Consider the following 13,738-nt stretch of genomic DNA (forward strand, 5'->3'; position numbering starts at 1 on the left):
CTTCGTTCGACGCGATGCGGAAACGGTCTGCTCACGCGTCGGCGTATGTTGTTCGCTCATGGAGTGGTCTTCGACGGCGCTGCGGACGTTCCGGGCGCTCGCGGAGACGGGTTCGTTCACCGCGACCGCGTCGGCGCTCGGGTACACCCAGTCCGCGGTGTCCCGGCAGATCGCGGCGCTCGAGCGGTCGGCGGGCAGCCGGCTGGTCGACCGGACAGCCGGCGGTGCGCGGCTCACCGCGGCCGGCTCGGTCCTGCTTCGGCACGCGTCGTCCGCGCTGGAGGAGCTCGACCGCGCCGAAGGCCGGATGCGCGGCGCCGCCCCGGACACGGTCCGGATCCGCCTGGGTGTGTTCACGAGTCTCGGAGCCGCCTTGCTGCCCGCGACGCTGGCCTTGCTGCGCGACCGTGCGCCGGAGGTGGAGATCACCACCCGCGAGGGATCCACGCCGGCGCTCGCGCGAAGCGTGCGAGCCGGGACCATGCACGTGGCCGTGCTTTCATCCCGTGCGTTGCAGCGGCTGCCCGATCACGAGAAGCCCGCGCTGGAACTGGAAACGCTGCTCGAAGGGGAGCTGTTGGTGGCGGTATCGGCGCGCTCGGTCCTCGGCCTCGACGGCACGGTGACGCTGGCCGAGCTGGCCGGAACGTCGTGGATCGCGAGCCCGCAGACGACGGGCGAACCGGCCATGGGGGTGTGGCCGGCCCTGCCCCAGCGGCCCGCCGTCAGCCACGTCGCGCGGGACTGGCTCGGCAAGCTCACCCTCGTGGCCGCCGGGCACGGGGCCACGACGATCCCGCCGTACCTGGCCGGCCTGGTGCCGGCGAACGTGCGGCTCGTCCGCGTCCGCGACGGTGAGCCGGTCGCCGGCCGCGTGGTGATGGCGCGCCTGCCGGGTGCGGCCACCGCCGAGGTGACCGCACTCGGCGACTGCCTGCGAGAGGCCGCGGCCGCGGTGCCGATCGCTTAGCTCGCCTCGGGCACGTGGTCCGAGGCGATCCGCACGTCGAAGCCCGTTTCCGGATCGAGCACGCGTCCCTGCGCCCACCAGTTCGGCGAAGGGGACTCGATCACGTTGAGGTAGATGTCGCGCCGTTCCAGTCCGGCAGTGCTCGTCAATCCGGACACCAGCGCCTCGAAGAGCCGGTTGAGGACCTCGACCGGCCGCGGACCGAAGTAGAGCTGGAGGGCCACGGCCTCCCGGCGGCGGGGCAGGCCGAACGCGACCGGTGCGGAGATCAGGTTCTCGTCGGACAGCTCGTGGAAGACGTGGAACCGGTCGTCCTCGGGGATGCCGAGGACCTCGACGAGTGCCCGGTGGATCGCTTCGGAGATGGCGTGCTTGTGCTCGGGCGCGCTGCCCTCTCGCAGGTAGATCTTCGTCATCGGCATTGCGTTGCTCCTTGGTCGTCTCCCTCCGAAGCTAAGCCGCGTAAGGTGGTGCGTCCAACGCATGATTCGCATAGCGCGCATGCTTGAACGGCATATATCTGTCCTCAGTGGACGTGCGCCGGTGCCCACTCCGGAAACGGATCGGCGGTCGCGGGCGCCGTGGCGAGGCAGCCTGCCAGGGCCGACAGGAGTGCGTCCCCGGCCAGGTCGACGCCGATGAACACGAGCTCCTGACGAGGCTCCCCGGCGACGCCCTGCGGTTCGAACCGGGCCACCGAACCGGCCTGGGACCACAGGCCGAGCGTGCCGGGCCGGGAGGCCAGGCTGAAGAACCCCTTCGACCGCAGGACGGTGCCGAACTCGCCGGAGTCCAGCCGTTCGGTCACGAACTCCCAGAGCCGCACCGGATCGAACGCGGTGCGGGCGCGGAAGATCACGCTGGAGATCCCGTACTCTTCGGTCTCCGGCACGTGGTCGCCGTTGAGTTCCGCGACCCAGCCCGGGGCCTGCTGTGCCCGCTCGGCGTCGTAGCGGCCGGTGCCGAACACCCGGTCCAGCGGGACCCGGCCGAACGCGGCGGGCACGACGTCGGCCGACGGGTTCAGCCGCCGCAGCGTCGCGATCAGCCGGTCGCGCTCGGTGCCCGGCACGAGGTCGGTTTTGTTGAGCAGCAGGACATCGGCGAACTCGATCTGGTCCATCAGCAGGTCGCTGACCGTGCGTTCGTCGCCCTCGTACTGATCGAGCCGGCGCTGGACCAGCGAATCGCCGCCGGCCAGTTCGCGGGCGAAGTTCGCCGCGTCGACCACGGTCACCATGGTGTCCAGCCGCGCGCCGGTCAACGCCGGCACACCGTCCTCGCCGGGGAACGAGAACGTGGCGGCGACCGGCATCGGCTCGGAAATCCCGCTCGACTCGATGAGCAGGTGGTCGAACCGGCCCTCGGCGCACAGCCGGGCCACCTCGTCGAGCAGATCCTCGCGCAGGGTGCAGCAGATGCACCCGTTGGTCAGTTCGACGAGCCGCTCCTCGGTGCGGGACACGCCGTCCCGCACGAGGGCGGCGTCGATGTTCACCTCGCTCATGTCGTTCACGATCACCGCCACCCGCACTCCCTCGCGCTGAGCGAGGATGTGGTTGAGCAGCGTGGTTTTCCCGGCGCCGAGGAATCCGGAAAGGACAGTGACGGGGACACTCACCGCTCGAGCCGCTGGAAGTGTTTGATGAGCTTGCGCGGCACGAGTTTCCGCTCGCCGTCGACCACGATCGGCACCAGGTCCGGCACCGCGGCCTTCCACTGCGCCCGGCGGCTGCGGGTGTTGCTGCGCGAGGTCTTCCGCTTCGGCACGGCCATCAGCGCGCACCCCCGGCCTGGCGGCGGCCGTAGCGGCGGTGGAACTTCTCCACCTGGCCCGCCGAGTCGACGATCCGCTGGTTGCCCGTCCAGAACGGGTGCGACCACGCGCTGATGTCCACCAGCACGAGCGGGTAGGTGTTCCCGTCGGACCATTCGACGGTGCGCTCGGAGGTGAGGGTGGAGCGGGTGAGGAACGCGTCGCCGGTCGACGAGTCCTTGAACACCACCGGGTGGTAGTCGGGATGGATGCCGGGTTTCACGGGGTTTCGTCCTTCCGGTTGGCGGCGTTGACATGCCGGTCCGTTTCGTCTTCTTCGGTCGCGTCGCACGGGTCTTCGTGCCAGTCGCCGAACGGATCGGGGTAGCCGCGCCAGACGGCTTCCCCCTCGGCCAGTTCGGCGTCGGTCAGCAGCGCGCCGCGCAGCGCGGCCTCGACCTCGTCCGGGGTGGCCTGGTCGGTGACGATCACGAGTTCCTGGGCGCGGTCGCCGTGCACCGGGTCCCAGCGCAACGACGCGAGCGTGCGGCGTTCGGGGGAGACCTCGGCCCAGTCCGGGCCCTCCGGCGAGGCGAGCCACGGGCCGGCGTGCCCGATGCCGAGCCCGCCGCCGGCGGACTCGATCCAGAACGCCACGTCCGGCTGGCTCGCCACCCAGGCCCGGCCGCGGGTGCGGACGACGCCTTCGAGCAGTACGTCGATCGCGTCGTGCAGACGTTGCGGGTGGAACGGCCGCTGCGCGGTGAAGGTCAGCAGTTCGATCCCGCAGTCGGGGTGCAGAGGTGGCGCACCGCGCAGCAACGCGCCGTGCAGATCGGTGACAGCGCCGCGGCGGGCGTCCGCGGGGACCGCGGCCAGCAGCCCGGCGGCGTCGATCCGGCCGAGTTCGACCCGGGGCACCGACGGCGCCACGCGGTCCAGTACGGCCGACGCCTTGGCCGCGCCCCAGGCATCCGTGGCGGCGCCGGCCAGCACGAGCACGTCCGCGGATTCGACCTGGGACAGCGCGACCTGCGCGAGCGTGCGCTCGTCCTCCGGGCTGCCTTGCAGACCCCGCTCGGCGAGCAGGTCGTCGCCGGTCGCGTCGGCGAGCCAGCTCGCGCAGTCGAGCACGGTGCAGACCGCCTCGGGTTCGACGTCGTGGATCACCGGCCGGTCGCCGACGAGCACGTTCCGGATCGCCCAGCTCACCGGTTCGGGCTCCATCGCCTCGTCGAGCCGGACCACGATGCGGTCCACCTGCGGCATCCGGGCCAGCCGCCGCAGCAGCGGCAGCAGGTCCTCGCGCAGCGTGCAGTTCACGCAGCCGTGCGCGAGCTCCAGCGCGGTCAGCTCGTCGCGGTTGCCGAGCCGGAGCCGGCGGCGGACGACACCCGAGCCGATGTGGCGCAGATCGTGGTGGACGACGGCGGTGCCGGGACCGGCACGCAGCAGGGCGGCGAGCTCGTCGTTGCGGGCCGGGGCGAGGCCGCTCACGAGGACGAGCGGCACACGCGGAGGAAGGGGCACGGGAACTCCAGGTGACGGAGGGCGGTACAGTCCCAGCGTAGATGAAAACGAATGTCACTACCAACTCGGGAGGGTTCGTGTCAGCCGTGTGCCAGGTCACCGGCCGCAAGCCGGGCTACGGCAAGCAGGTCTCGCATTCACACCGCCGCACCTCGCGGCGCTGGGAGCCCAACGTGCAGAGCCGCCGCTACTACGTGCCGAGCCTCGGCCGGACGGTGCGGCTGAAGGTGTCGGTGAAGGGCATGAAGACCATCGACAAACGCGGCATCGACGCCGTGGTCGCCGAACTCGCCGCGAAGGGGGTGAAGCTCTAGATGGCCAAGAGCACCGACATCCGGCCGATCATCAAGCTGCGGTCCACCGCCGGCACCGGCTACACGTACGTGACCACGAAGAACCGCCGCAACGACCCGGACCGGATGGTCCTGCGCAAGTACGACCCGGTCGCGCGCAAGCACGTCGAATTCAAGGAAGAGCGCTGATGGCGAAGAAGTCGAAGATCGCGAAGAACGAGCAGCGCAAGGTGATCGCCGCACGGTACGTGGAACGGCGCCGCGCGCTCAAGGCGGTGATCGCCTCGCCGGGTTCGTCGGCCGAGGAAAAGGCCGACGCGGTGGTGGCGCTGCAGCGGATGCCGCGGGACGCGAGCCCGACCAGGATCCGCAACCGGGACACCGCCGACGGCCGTCCGCGCGGCTATCTGCGGAAGTTCGGCCTGTCCCGCGTCCGCCTGCGGCAGATGGCGCACAACGGCGAGCTGCCCGGCGTCTCGAAGTCGAGCTGGTGAGCGCGATGCCGAAGCCGAACCGCGACCGTCCGCCCCGGCGGCGGGTCAACCCGTTGCACGCCGCCCGGATCACCGAGGTCGACTGGAAGGACACGGACCTGCTGCGGAAGTTCATCTCCGACCGCGGCAAGATCCGCGCCCGGCGGGTGACCGGACTGACGCCGCAGCAGCAGAAGCAGGTCGCGACCGCGATCAAGAACGCCCGCGAGATGGCGTTGCTGCCGTACCCCTCGTCCGCCCGCTGACCCGCCCCTGCCTCGTGAATGCCGACGCCGGTTCTCCTCGGCGTCGGCACTCACGAGGCGCACGGGAGGGGGTGTGCGGGTGGGCGGGTCGTGACCAGGCAGACTTTCCGGCATGGACGACCCGCACTACCTTTCCGGCCTCCAGCTCGCCGGCCGCCGCGTCGTGGTGGTCGGCGGTGGCTCGGTCGCCCAGCGCCGCTTGCCACGGCTCCTACGCGCGGGTGCGCGCGTGGAGCTGGTCTCGCCGCACACGACTCCGGCGGTCGGCGCGATGGCTGACGCGGGCGAACTCGTCTGGCATCGGCGCGGCTACGCCGACGGCGACCTCGCCGAGGCCTGGTACGCCCTCGCCTGCACCGACAGTGCCGAGGTGAACGCCGCGGTGTGCGCGGAAGCCGAGCGGGCGCGTGTGTTCTGCGTACGCGCGGACGAGGGTGAGTCCGGAAGCGCAGTGACCCCGGCGACCGGGCGGCACGGTGGATTGCTCTTCGGTGTGCTCTCGGGCGGCGAACCACTGCGCTCCGCCGCGGTGCGGGACAGCATCCTCGACGGTCTCCACGCGGGCACTGTCGACGATGACCGTGCACAGGCTGCCTCGAAGCAGGAGATGCCCGGCGTCGCCCTGGTAGGCGGTGGCCCCGGTGATCCCGACCTGATCACCGTTCGAGCCCGCCGGCTGCTGTCGCGTGCCGACGTGGTCGTGGCCGACCGGCTGGCGCCGCGTGAACTGCTCGACGAGCTGGCGCCCGAGGTGGAGGTCGTGGACGCGGCGAAGATTCCGTACGGGCGCGCGGCGAGCCAGGACGTGATCAACCGCACCCTGATCGACAAGGCTCGCGAAGGGAAGTTCGTCGTCCGGCTGAAGGGCGGCGATCCGTACCTGTTCGGCCGCGGTTTCGAAGAAGTGCAGGCCTGCGCCGAGGCCGGCGTGCCGGTGACCATGGTGCCGGGCATCACCAGCGCCTTCGCCGTCCCCGCGGTCGCGGACGTACCCGTGACGCACCGCGGCGTGGCGCACGAGGTCGTGGTGGTCTCCGGACACGTCGCGCCCGGAGACGACCGCTCGCTCGTCGACTGGTCCTCGCTCGCCCGGATGCGCGGCACGATCGTGCTCATGATGGGAGTGGAACGGCTGCCGCTGTTCGCGAAGGCGCTGCTGGAGGGTGGACGGCCGGCGGACACCCCGGTCGCGGTCGTCGAGGACGGCACGATGCGCACCCAGCGCGTACTGCGCTCCACCCTGACCGGCATCGTCGAGGACGCCGCGGCCGCCGGGGTACGGCCGCCCGCGGTGATCGTGTTCGGCCCGGTCGCCGCCCTGACCCGCGCTCAGGACGGGGAGCAGCTGCCGTGAGGGCCCGCGCTCAGGACGGGTAGCAGCGGAACGCGAAGTCGCGGATCGCCGCGGTCAGCCGTTTCGGGTCGAAGCGGAGCTCGACCGGGCTGCGGGCCTGGACGAACTCCGCGTTCGGCAGGTCACCGGCCAGGCTGCCGGCGTCGCCGAACGGGTGGATGGGATCGCCCTCGTGCCCGATGACCAGCGCCGGGGTGGTGATTCCGCGGCGGATCGACTTCGGCGGCGCGATCCGGCCGAACAGCACCCCGTGCAGCAGCGCGGCCATCGGCTCGGGTTCCTGTGACAGCGTGTCGGTGATCACGTCGACCCACTGGCTGCCGTGCGGGACGAGGTTCGCCGCGGCCGCGACCCCGCGTACGGTCACCGGCAGGAACCGCGCGGCGAACAGCAGCGGCGAGAAGGTGAGCAGCCCCGCCACGATCGCGTTGTCCAGCACCGGCATCTCGACCAGCAGTCCCCGCGCCCGCTCCGGCTCGCGGACGCCGACCTCCAGCGCCACGTTCGCGCCCAGTGAGGTGCCGCCGACGACCGCGTCGGGCAGAGCCAGGTGGTCCAGCAACGCCAGGGCCTGCTCGCCGAAGGCCGGCATCGAATAACGCCACGACTGCGTCGGCCGGTCCGAGTCACCGTGCCCCAGCAGATCGAGAGTGATCACGCGGAAGCCCGCGCGGGCCAGCCGGCGCGCGAGCGGCGCGTGCATCCGCCGGGTGAACATGATGCCGTGCATCAGCACCACGACCCGTTCGCCGTGGCCGAATTCGGTGTAGCACAGCCGGTGCCCGTCGTGGCGGAACGAGCCGGACAGCTCGATCGGCCGGGTCCGCCGGGGCTCGCCGGGAACCGGGACGAGCACGTCCTCGGCGGGTGCGGAAGCGGGGATCGAAGCCGGGGTCGGAGACGGGGGCATGTCACCTGCCTTTCGCCGGTGCGGGCGGGCCGCGTTCGGTGGATCTCCAGGAAAGCATCCCCCGGCCGCGTTGGCACGGTGTCAGTTGGCACAGTGTCAACCGGATGAGCCGGGGCGGGCCGGATGAGTCAAGATGGCCGCATGAGCGCACCTGATGCCACCCAGCCCGTCGCCGGCCTGCCCGAGCTGGTCTCCCTCCAAGTCGGCCTCGACGGTCCGGTCGCCGAGGTCCGGCTGCTCGGCCCCGGCAAGGGCAACGCCATGGGGCCCGACTTCTGGCGCGAACTGCCGCAGGTGTTCGCCGCGCTGGACGCCGACCCGCGGGTGCGCGCGGTGGTGCTGACCGGCAGCGGCAAGCACTTCTCCTATGGCCTCGACCTGCCCGCGATGATGGGCAGCTGGGCACCGCTGCTCGCCGGGGACGCGCTGGCCGGGCCGCGTACCGAGTTCCACGGCGAGGTCCGCCGGCTGCAGGACGCGGTCAGCTCCATCGCCGCCTGCCGCAAGCCGGTGATCGCCGCGGTGTCCGGCTGGTGCATCGGCGGCGGCGTCGACGTGATCACCGCCGCGGACGTCCGGCTGGCCAGCGCGGACGCGAAGTTCAGCGTGCGCGAGGTGAAGGTCGCCATTGTCGCGGACATCGGCAGCCTGCAGCGGCTCGGCTCGATCATCGGCGAGGGCCACGTGCGCGAACTGGCGCTGACCGGCAAGGACGTCGACGCCGCACGGGCGGAGCGGATCGGCCTGGTCAACGAGGTGTACCCGGACCAGGACACCCTGCTGGCGAAGGCGCGTGAACTGGCCGCGGAGATCGCGGACAACCCGCCGCTGGTCGTGCAGGGCACCAAGCAGGTGCTGGCCGCCAACACCGAACGGCAGGTCGCCGAGGGCCTGCGGTACGTCGCGGCGTGGAACTCCGCGTTCCTGCCGAGCAAGGATCTGCAGGAGGCGATCCAGGCGTTCCTGGAGCGCCGCGCACCCGAGTTCAAGGGCGAGTGAGAGAGGGTACGACGTGAGCAACGGCGCTTCGGCGGGCCACCGGACGTTCCGGGAGGCGCGCGACTACCTGCTGGCGCACCGGGAGGACTACGACACCGCCTACCGGGACTTCGCCTGGCCACGGCCTGCGGAGTTCAACTGGGCACTGGACTGGTTCGACGTGGTGGCCCGCGATCCGGCGAACGCGCAGCGGTACGCGCTGTGGATCGTCGAGGAGGACGGCACCGAGAACCGCTGGACCTACCCGGAGATGGCGCAGCGCTCGGACCGCGTGGCGAACTGGCTGCGCCGGCTCGGCGTCACCCGCGGTGACCGGCTGATCCTGATGCTGGGCAACCAGGGCGAGCTGTGGGAGACCATCCTCGCCGCGATCAAGCTCGGCGCGGTGATCATCCCGGCTTCCACCCTGCTCGGGCCGGCGGACTTGGCCGACCGGGTGGCCCGCGGGCACGCCCGGCACGTCGTGGTGCGCTCGGCCGACGCGGAGAAGTTCGCCGGCGTCGAAGGTGACTACACGCGGATCGCGGTGGGTGAGCCGGTGCCCGGCTGGCACGCCTACTCGACCGCCTACGCCGAGCCAGCGGAGTTCGCCCCCGCCGGTGTCACCGCCGCGGCCGACCCGCTGCTGCTGTACTTCACCTCCGGCACCACCGCGCAGCCGAAGCTGGTCCAGCACACCCAGGTGTCCTATCCGGTCGGCCATCTGTCCACAATGTACTGGATCGGGCTGGAACCGGGCGACGTGCACCTCAACATCTCGTCGCCGGGCTGGGCCAAACACGCCTGGAGCAACGTGTTCGCGCCGTGGAACGCCGAGGCGACGGTGTTCCTGTACAACTACACGCGCTTCGACGCGGCCGCGTTGATGGCACAGATGGACCGCTGCGGCGTGACCAGCTTCTGCGCGCCGCCGACGGTGTGGCGGATGCTGATCCAGGCCGACCTCGGCGCGCTGCGCACGCCGCCGCGGAAGGTCGTCGGCGCGGGGGAGCCGCTCAACCCCGAGGTGATCGAGCAGGTCGAGAAGGCCTGGGGCCGGACCATCCGCGACGGCTTCGGGCAGACCGAGAGCAGCGTGCAGATCGCCAACACCCCGGGCCAGGACGTCGTACCGGGCTCGATGGGACGGCCGCTGCCCGGATTCGTGGTGGCCCTGGTCGATCCGGTCAGCGGCGAGCGCGCGCAGGAGGGCGAGATCTGCCTCGACCTCGAGCACCGGCCGGTGGGCCTGATGGCCGGGTACGCCGATGACGACGAGCGCACCTCGGCCGCGTTCTCCGGCGGCTACTACCACACCGGCGACGTCGGCTCGATCGACGAACGCGGCTACCTCACCTACATCGGGCGCACCGACGACGTGTTCAAGGCGTCCGACTACCGGATCTCGCCGTTCGAGCTGGAGAGCGTGCTGCTCGAGCACGAGGCGGTCGCGGAGGCCGCGGTCGTGCCGGCGCCGGATCCGATCCGGCTGGCGGTGCCCAAGGCCTACGTCGTGCTCGCCGTCGGCCACGAGCCGGACGCCGCCACCGCGCGGGCGATCTTCGCCTACGCGCGGGAGCATCTCGCGCCGTACAAGCGGATCCGGCGGCTGCAGTTCGCCGAGCTGCCGAAGACGATCTCCGGCAAGATCCGCCGGGTCGAGCTGCGCGGACGGGAACACGAGGGGCAGCGGCCCGCGGAGGAGTTCCGCGAGGACGACTTCCCGGACCTGAAGTCCTGACTCCCTGACGTCCTGACCGCGGTGGTGCCGGGCTATTCGGCAGGCACCACCGCGGCGAACACCGTCTGCGCGCCCTTGTCGCAGGTGGTGCCGCCCTGCGCGGAGGGTGGGCCGGAGGTGCACCGCCAGCCGTCGACGGTCGCGTCCACGGCCTCGTTCGAGCCGGAGCCCTGCCGGCCGGTGATGGCCTCGTGGAAGTCCTTGACCAGCGTCAGCGCCTGCCCGCACGGCACCGTTTCCGGGTCGTAGACGTAGAGGGTGAGCCCGCTGGCCGCGGTCACCGTGCCGCAGGTGCCGGGAGCCGGTGCGGCGGACGCCTTCGCGGTGCCCGGTGTGGTGGTGGGTTTCCCAGTCGGTTTCGGGGTGGGCTCCGCCGTCGCGGGCAGCGGGGGAGGGGCGTGCGTGCTCGGCGACGGCGCGGCGGTGGTTGCGGACAGTGCCCGAGGAGCCGCCGTCGGCGGGGCTGGATCCCCCGAACAGGCGGTGCAGGCGAGCAGCAGCGCGGCCGCGCAGAACGGGCCGGACACGATCTTCGACGGGCGCACCGGGGTCCTTTCGCCGGGGTCTGGACGCCATTGTCGCCCGTCAGCGGACCGCACCCCGGCAGCGGCGGGGGACCGGCGCGCCGCCGTTCGTCTACAGTGGACATACGGATGGTTTCACATCGTGAAATCCCGTGCTGCCCGGGCGAATCGATCGGACGAATCTCGGCCCGGTTCGTTAACGCGAGCCGGGCCGGTGCCGAAATACCGGACGGACGCACCCGCTGCGCCCGGATCCCCGAACCCACCGTCGACGCGCCGTTCAGCGTCAGGAAGCACGAGCCGCACACAGTATGAGCACCGAAGCCGCCACCACCCCGCAGCCGACCGAACCGCCCACCGCGCCGTGCAGTGTCGTGTGGTGCAGTGGCCGTCCGTACGTCCTGGAGACCGGCACCGGCCGCCACCGCTGGGTCGGCCGCGACGGCCGGGGCCGCCCCGAAGCCCTGCGGACCGCCGAGCTGAAGCGCCGTGGCTGGAGTCACCGCCGCGCGAGCTGACGATCCGGCCCCGCGTCGCACGGTGAACGGCGCGGGAGCCCGCTGGACACAGTGTCCAGTGAACACCGGTGATCGCTTGCCGGATCGTGCAAAGTGACCAGCTGAAACAGGGACACTTGCACAGTCCGGCCCGGTCTGCGGAAGCTTCGTGCATGGACGATGTGAGCTTTCGCCGGCTGCACCGCTCGATGCTGCTCGCGCGGCGGATTGACGAAGAAGCGATCGCGCTGCAGCGCCAGGGCGTGCTTCCCGCGTACGCCCCGGCGAAGGGGCAGGAGGCCGCCCAGGTGGGCAGTGCCGCCGCCCTGGATCTGACCCGCGACTTCGCCTTCCCCACCTACCGCGAGCTCGGCGTCGCGGTCGCGATGGACGTCGATCTCGTCGCCTACCTCTCGACGCACCTCAACATCTGGCACGGCGGGATGTACGACTCGCAGGCCGCGCGGCTCGCGCCGTTCAACGCGGTGGTCGGCGGACCGGTCACGCATGCGGTGGGCTGGGCGATGGGCGCGAAGCTGGACGAAACCGGCGGCGCGGCCATCACGTACTTCGGCGACGGGGCGAGCTCGCAGGGCGACGTGCACGAGGCGATGAACTTCGCCGGCGTCTACCGGCTGCCCGTGGTGTTCTTCTGCCAGAACAACGGCTGGGCGATCTCGGTGCCGACCACGCAACAGGTCGCCGGCGGCTCGGTGGCTGCCCGCGCCGCCGGCTACGGCCTCGAAGGCGTCCGGGTCGACGGCAACGACGTCGAGGCGGTGTTCGAGGCGACGCGGGCCGCGCTCGACCGGGCCCGCGACGGCGGCGGGGCGACGGTGATCGAGGCGATGACCTACCGCCTCGGACCGCACTCGACCTCCGACGATCCCGGCCGCTACCGCAGCCTGGCCGACGAGCGGGCCTGGAGCGAGCGCGACCCGATCGCTCGCGCCGCGCGACGGCTGCCGGAGGTCGAAGTCGCCGAAGCCGAACGGCACGCGGACGAGGTGGTCGAGCAGGTCCGGAAGGGACTGCTCGAGCTCACACCACGACCTGCCGAGGAGCTGTTCTCGTTCGTCTACCGCGAGCCCACGACGGCGCTGCTGGAGCAGCAGCGGGTGTGGAAGGAGTCCCTGGATGTCTGAGTTCTCCTTGCAGCAGGCCCTGAATCTCGCGTTGTGCCACGCGTGCGAGGACGACGACCGGGTGCTCGTCTTCGGGCAGGACGTCGGCACGCTCGGCGGGGTGTTCCGGGTGACCGACGGGCTGCGTGCCAAGTTCGGCGAGCAGCGCGTGTTCGACACGCCCCTGGCCGAGGCCGGGATCATGGGCATGGCGGTCGGGCTGGCGATGGCCGGGTGGCGGCCGGTGCCGGAGATCCAGTTCGACGGGTTCTGCTACCCGGCGATCGACCAGATCGTCAACGAGGTCGCCCGTATGCACTACCGCAGCCGCGGGGTGCACGCGATGCCGATCACGCTGCGCCTGCCCAGTTTCGGCGGCATCAAGGCGCCGGAGCACCACGGCGAGAGCCTGGAGGCGCTGTTCGCGCACGTACCCGGGCTCAAGGTGGTCTCGCCGTCCACGCCCGCCGAGGGCTACCACCTGCTGCGGCAGGCGATCGCCGATCCGGATCCGGTGATCTTCCTGGAACCGAAGTCGCGGTACTGGCAGCGCGAGGCGTTCGACCCGACCGCGCCTGCCGAAACGCTCCCGGCCGGGACCAGCCGGGTCGTGCGGCCGGGCAAGCACGCGACGCTGGTGGCGTGGGGTGCGATGGTCGCGCGCTGCCTGCAGGTCGCCGAACTCGCCGCCGAGGACGGGGTCGAACTCGAGGTGGTGGACCTGCGGTGGCTCAAGCCGATCGACGCGGCCGGACTCGCGGAATCGGTGGCCCGCACCCGCCGTGCCGTGGTGGTGCACGAGGCACCGCTGACCGCCGGGCTCGGCGCCGAGGTGTCCACGCTGATCACCGAGCGGTGTTTCGCGGAGCTTCGCGCGCCGGTCCAGCGCGTCACCGGCTTCGACGTGCCCTATCCCTCCGGTGTGCTCGAGGACGAGTACCTGCCCAGCGCCGACCGTGTCCTCACCGCCGTCCAGAAGACCTTGGAGTACCGCCGTGGCTGAAGCGACCTTTCCCCTGCCCGACCTCGGCGAGGGCCTGATCAGCGCCCGGGTGCTGGAATGGCTCGTGGCCGAGGGCGACTGGGTCGAGCGCAACAGCCCGCTCGTCGAGCTGGAGACCACCAAATCGGCGGTCGAGATCCCGTCGCCGCAGTCGGGCCGGGTCACGCGGCTGCACGTCGGCGCGGACGAGGAGCTGGCGGTCGGCGAACCGCTGGTCACCTTCACCGTGGACGACGAGCGGGCCGGGATCGTCGGCACGGTGCCGGAAGAGAAGAAGCCCGAACGCCGGGTCCGGCTGACCCTGCCCGAGGACTGAGCC

General features: G+C 71.6%; 19 protein-coding genes. 12 read left to right on the forward strand and 7 right to left on the reverse strand.

From position 1 onward, the window contains the following. Positions 1-58: 58 nt before the first annotated feature. A complete protein-coding gene (locus tag BJY18_RS04135; RefSeq protein WP_184777785.1) occupies positions 59-970 on the forward strand; it encodes a LysR family transcriptional regulator in 912 nt (303 codons plus the stop codon). On the opposite strand, the gene BJY18_RS04140 is transcribed toward BJY18_RS04135, so the two are convergent. The 5 genes from BJY18_RS04140 to mrf form a co-directional block, all read right to left on the reverse strand. Then, positions 967-1,392: a tautomerase family protein gene (locus BJY18_RS04140; RefSeq protein ID WP_184777787.1), complete on the reverse strand. Its 426-nt coding sequence runs from the start codon at positions 1,390-1,392 to the stop codon at positions 967-969. The two genes, BJY18_RS04135 and BJY18_RS04140, sit on opposite strands and share 4 nt — an antisense overlap. Before the next feature lie 104 nt (positions 1,393-1,496). Further along, positions 1,497-2,591, reverse strand: coding sequence for a GTP-binding protein (locus BJY18_RS04145; RefSeq protein ID WP_184777789.1), 1,095 nt, complete (start codon positions 2,589-2,591; stop codon positions 1,497-1,499). Next, positions 2,588-2,746: a 50S ribosomal protein L32 gene (gene rpmF / locus BJY18_RS04150; RefSeq protein WP_120025786.1), complete on the reverse strand. Its 159-nt coding sequence runs from the start codon at positions 2,744-2,746 to the stop codon at positions 2,588-2,590. Before rpmF ends, BJY18_RS04145 begins: the two co-directional genes overlap by 4 nt. Further along, on the reverse strand, positions 2,746-3,009 hold the full coding sequence (locus BJY18_RS04155) for a type B 50S ribosomal protein L31 (RefSeq protein WP_184777791.1): 264 nt from the start codon (positions 3,007-3,009) through the stop codon (positions 2,746-2,748). Before BJY18_RS04155 ends, rpmF begins: the two co-directional genes overlap by 1 nt. Then, entirely contained in the window at positions 3,006-4,256 is a 1,251-nt protein-coding gene (gene mrf, locus BJY18_RS04160) for a ribosome hibernation factor-recruiting GTPase MRF (RefSeq protein WP_184777793.1), read from the reverse strand. The genes BJY18_RS04155 and mrf overlap by 4 nt, the downstream gene beginning before the upstream one ends. Positions 4,257-4,333: 77 nt before the next feature. On the opposite strand from mrf, the gene rpmB reads away from it, so the two are divergent. From rpmB to cobA, 5 genes are all read left to right on the forward strand, one after another. Then, complete coding sequence (rpmB, locus tag BJY18_RS04165; RefSeq protein ID WP_184777795.1) at positions 4,334-4,570, forward strand: 50S ribosomal protein L28; 237 nt, start codon at positions 4,334-4,336, stop codon at positions 4,568-4,570. Further along, a complete protein-coding gene (rpmG, locus tag BJY18_RS04170; RefSeq protein ID WP_184777797.1) occupies positions 4,571-4,738 on the forward strand; it encodes a 50S ribosomal protein L33 in 168 nt (55 codons plus the stop codon). Continuing rightward, positions 4,738-5,043: a 30S ribosomal protein S14 gene (gene rpsN, locus BJY18_RS04175; protein WP_184777799.1), complete on the forward strand. Its 306-nt coding sequence runs from the start codon at positions 4,738-4,740 to the stop codon at positions 5,041-5,043. The genes rpmG and rpsN overlap by 1 nt, the downstream gene beginning before the upstream one ends. Continuing rightward, positions 5,040-5,288 (forward strand): 30S ribosomal protein S18, encoded by a 249-nt coding sequence (gene rpsR, locus BJY18_RS04180; protein WP_184777801.1) that lies wholly within the window; start codon positions 5,040-5,042, stop codon positions 5,286-5,288. Before rpsN ends, rpsR begins: the two co-directional genes overlap by 4 nt. Before the next feature lie 112 nt (positions 5,289-5,400). Further along, positions 5,401-6,642, forward strand: coding sequence for a uroporphyrinogen-III C-methyltransferase (gene cobA, locus BJY18_RS04185; protein WP_184777803.1), 1,242 nt, complete (start codon positions 5,401-5,403; stop codon positions 6,640-6,642). Between the two features lie 10 nt (positions 6,643-6,652). On the opposite strand, the gene BJY18_RS04190 is transcribed toward cobA, so the two are convergent. Continuing rightward, positions 6,653-7,552 (reverse strand): alpha/beta fold hydrolase, encoded by a 900-nt coding sequence (locus tag BJY18_RS04190; protein WP_184777805.1) that lies wholly within the window; start codon positions 7,550-7,552, stop codon positions 6,653-6,655. Between the two features lie 141 nt (positions 7,553-7,693). Here BJY18_RS04190 and BJY18_RS04195 point away from each other — a divergent pair, with 141 nt between their 5' ends. Beyond that, entirely contained in the window at positions 7,694-8,551 is an 858-nt protein-coding gene (locus tag BJY18_RS04195) for a crotonase/enoyl-CoA hydratase family protein (RefSeq protein ID WP_184777807.1), read from the forward strand. A gap of 13 nt (positions 8,552-8,564) precedes the next feature. Continuing rightward, entirely contained in the window at positions 8,565-10,271 is a 1,707-nt protein-coding gene (locus BJY18_RS04200; RefSeq protein ID WP_184777809.1) for an AMP-binding protein, read from the forward strand. A gap of 32 nt (positions 10,272-10,303) precedes the next feature. Here the strand turns inward: BJY18_RS04200 and BJY18_RS36285 are convergent, their stop codons facing one another. Next, positions 10,304-10,816, reverse strand: a complete 513-nt coding sequence (locus BJY18_RS36285; RefSeq protein WP_312873733.1) for a hypothetical protein — start codon at positions 10,814-10,816, stop codon at positions 10,304-10,306. A gap of 290 nt (positions 10,817-11,106) precedes the next feature. Between BJY18_RS36285 and BJY18_RS04210 the strand changes: the two genes are divergently transcribed. From BJY18_RS04210 to BJY18_RS04225, 4 genes are all read left to right on the forward strand, one after another. After that, on the forward strand, positions 11,107-11,313 hold the full coding sequence (locus tag BJY18_RS04210; RefSeq protein WP_184777811.1) for a hypothetical protein: 207 nt from the start codon (positions 11,107-11,109) through the stop codon (positions 11,311-11,313). 152 nt (positions 11,314-11,465) lie between these two features. Further along, positions 11,466-12,437, forward strand: coding sequence for a thiamine pyrophosphate-dependent enzyme (locus BJY18_RS04215; RefSeq protein ID WP_246458765.1), 972 nt, complete (start codon positions 11,466-11,468; stop codon positions 12,435-12,437). Then, complete coding sequence (locus tag BJY18_RS04220; protein WP_184777813.1) at positions 12,430-13,419, forward strand: alpha-ketoacid dehydrogenase subunit beta; 990 nt, start codon at positions 12,430-12,432, stop codon at positions 13,417-13,419. The genes BJY18_RS04215 and BJY18_RS04220 overlap by 8 nt, the downstream gene beginning before the upstream one ends. Then, a complete protein-coding gene (locus BJY18_RS04225; RefSeq protein WP_184777815.1) occupies positions 13,412-13,735 on the forward strand; it encodes a biotin/lipoyl-containing protein in 324 nt (107 codons plus the stop codon). The genes BJY18_RS04220 and BJY18_RS04225 overlap by 8 nt, the downstream gene beginning before the upstream one ends. Positions 13,736-13,738: the final 3 nt, after the last annotated feature.

This window comes from Amycolatopsis jiangsuensis (assembly GCF_014204865.1).
GTDB classification, from domain to species: domain Bacteria; phylum Actinomycetota; class Actinomycetes; order Mycobacteriales; family Pseudonocardiaceae; genus Amycolatopsis; species Amycolatopsis jiangsuensis.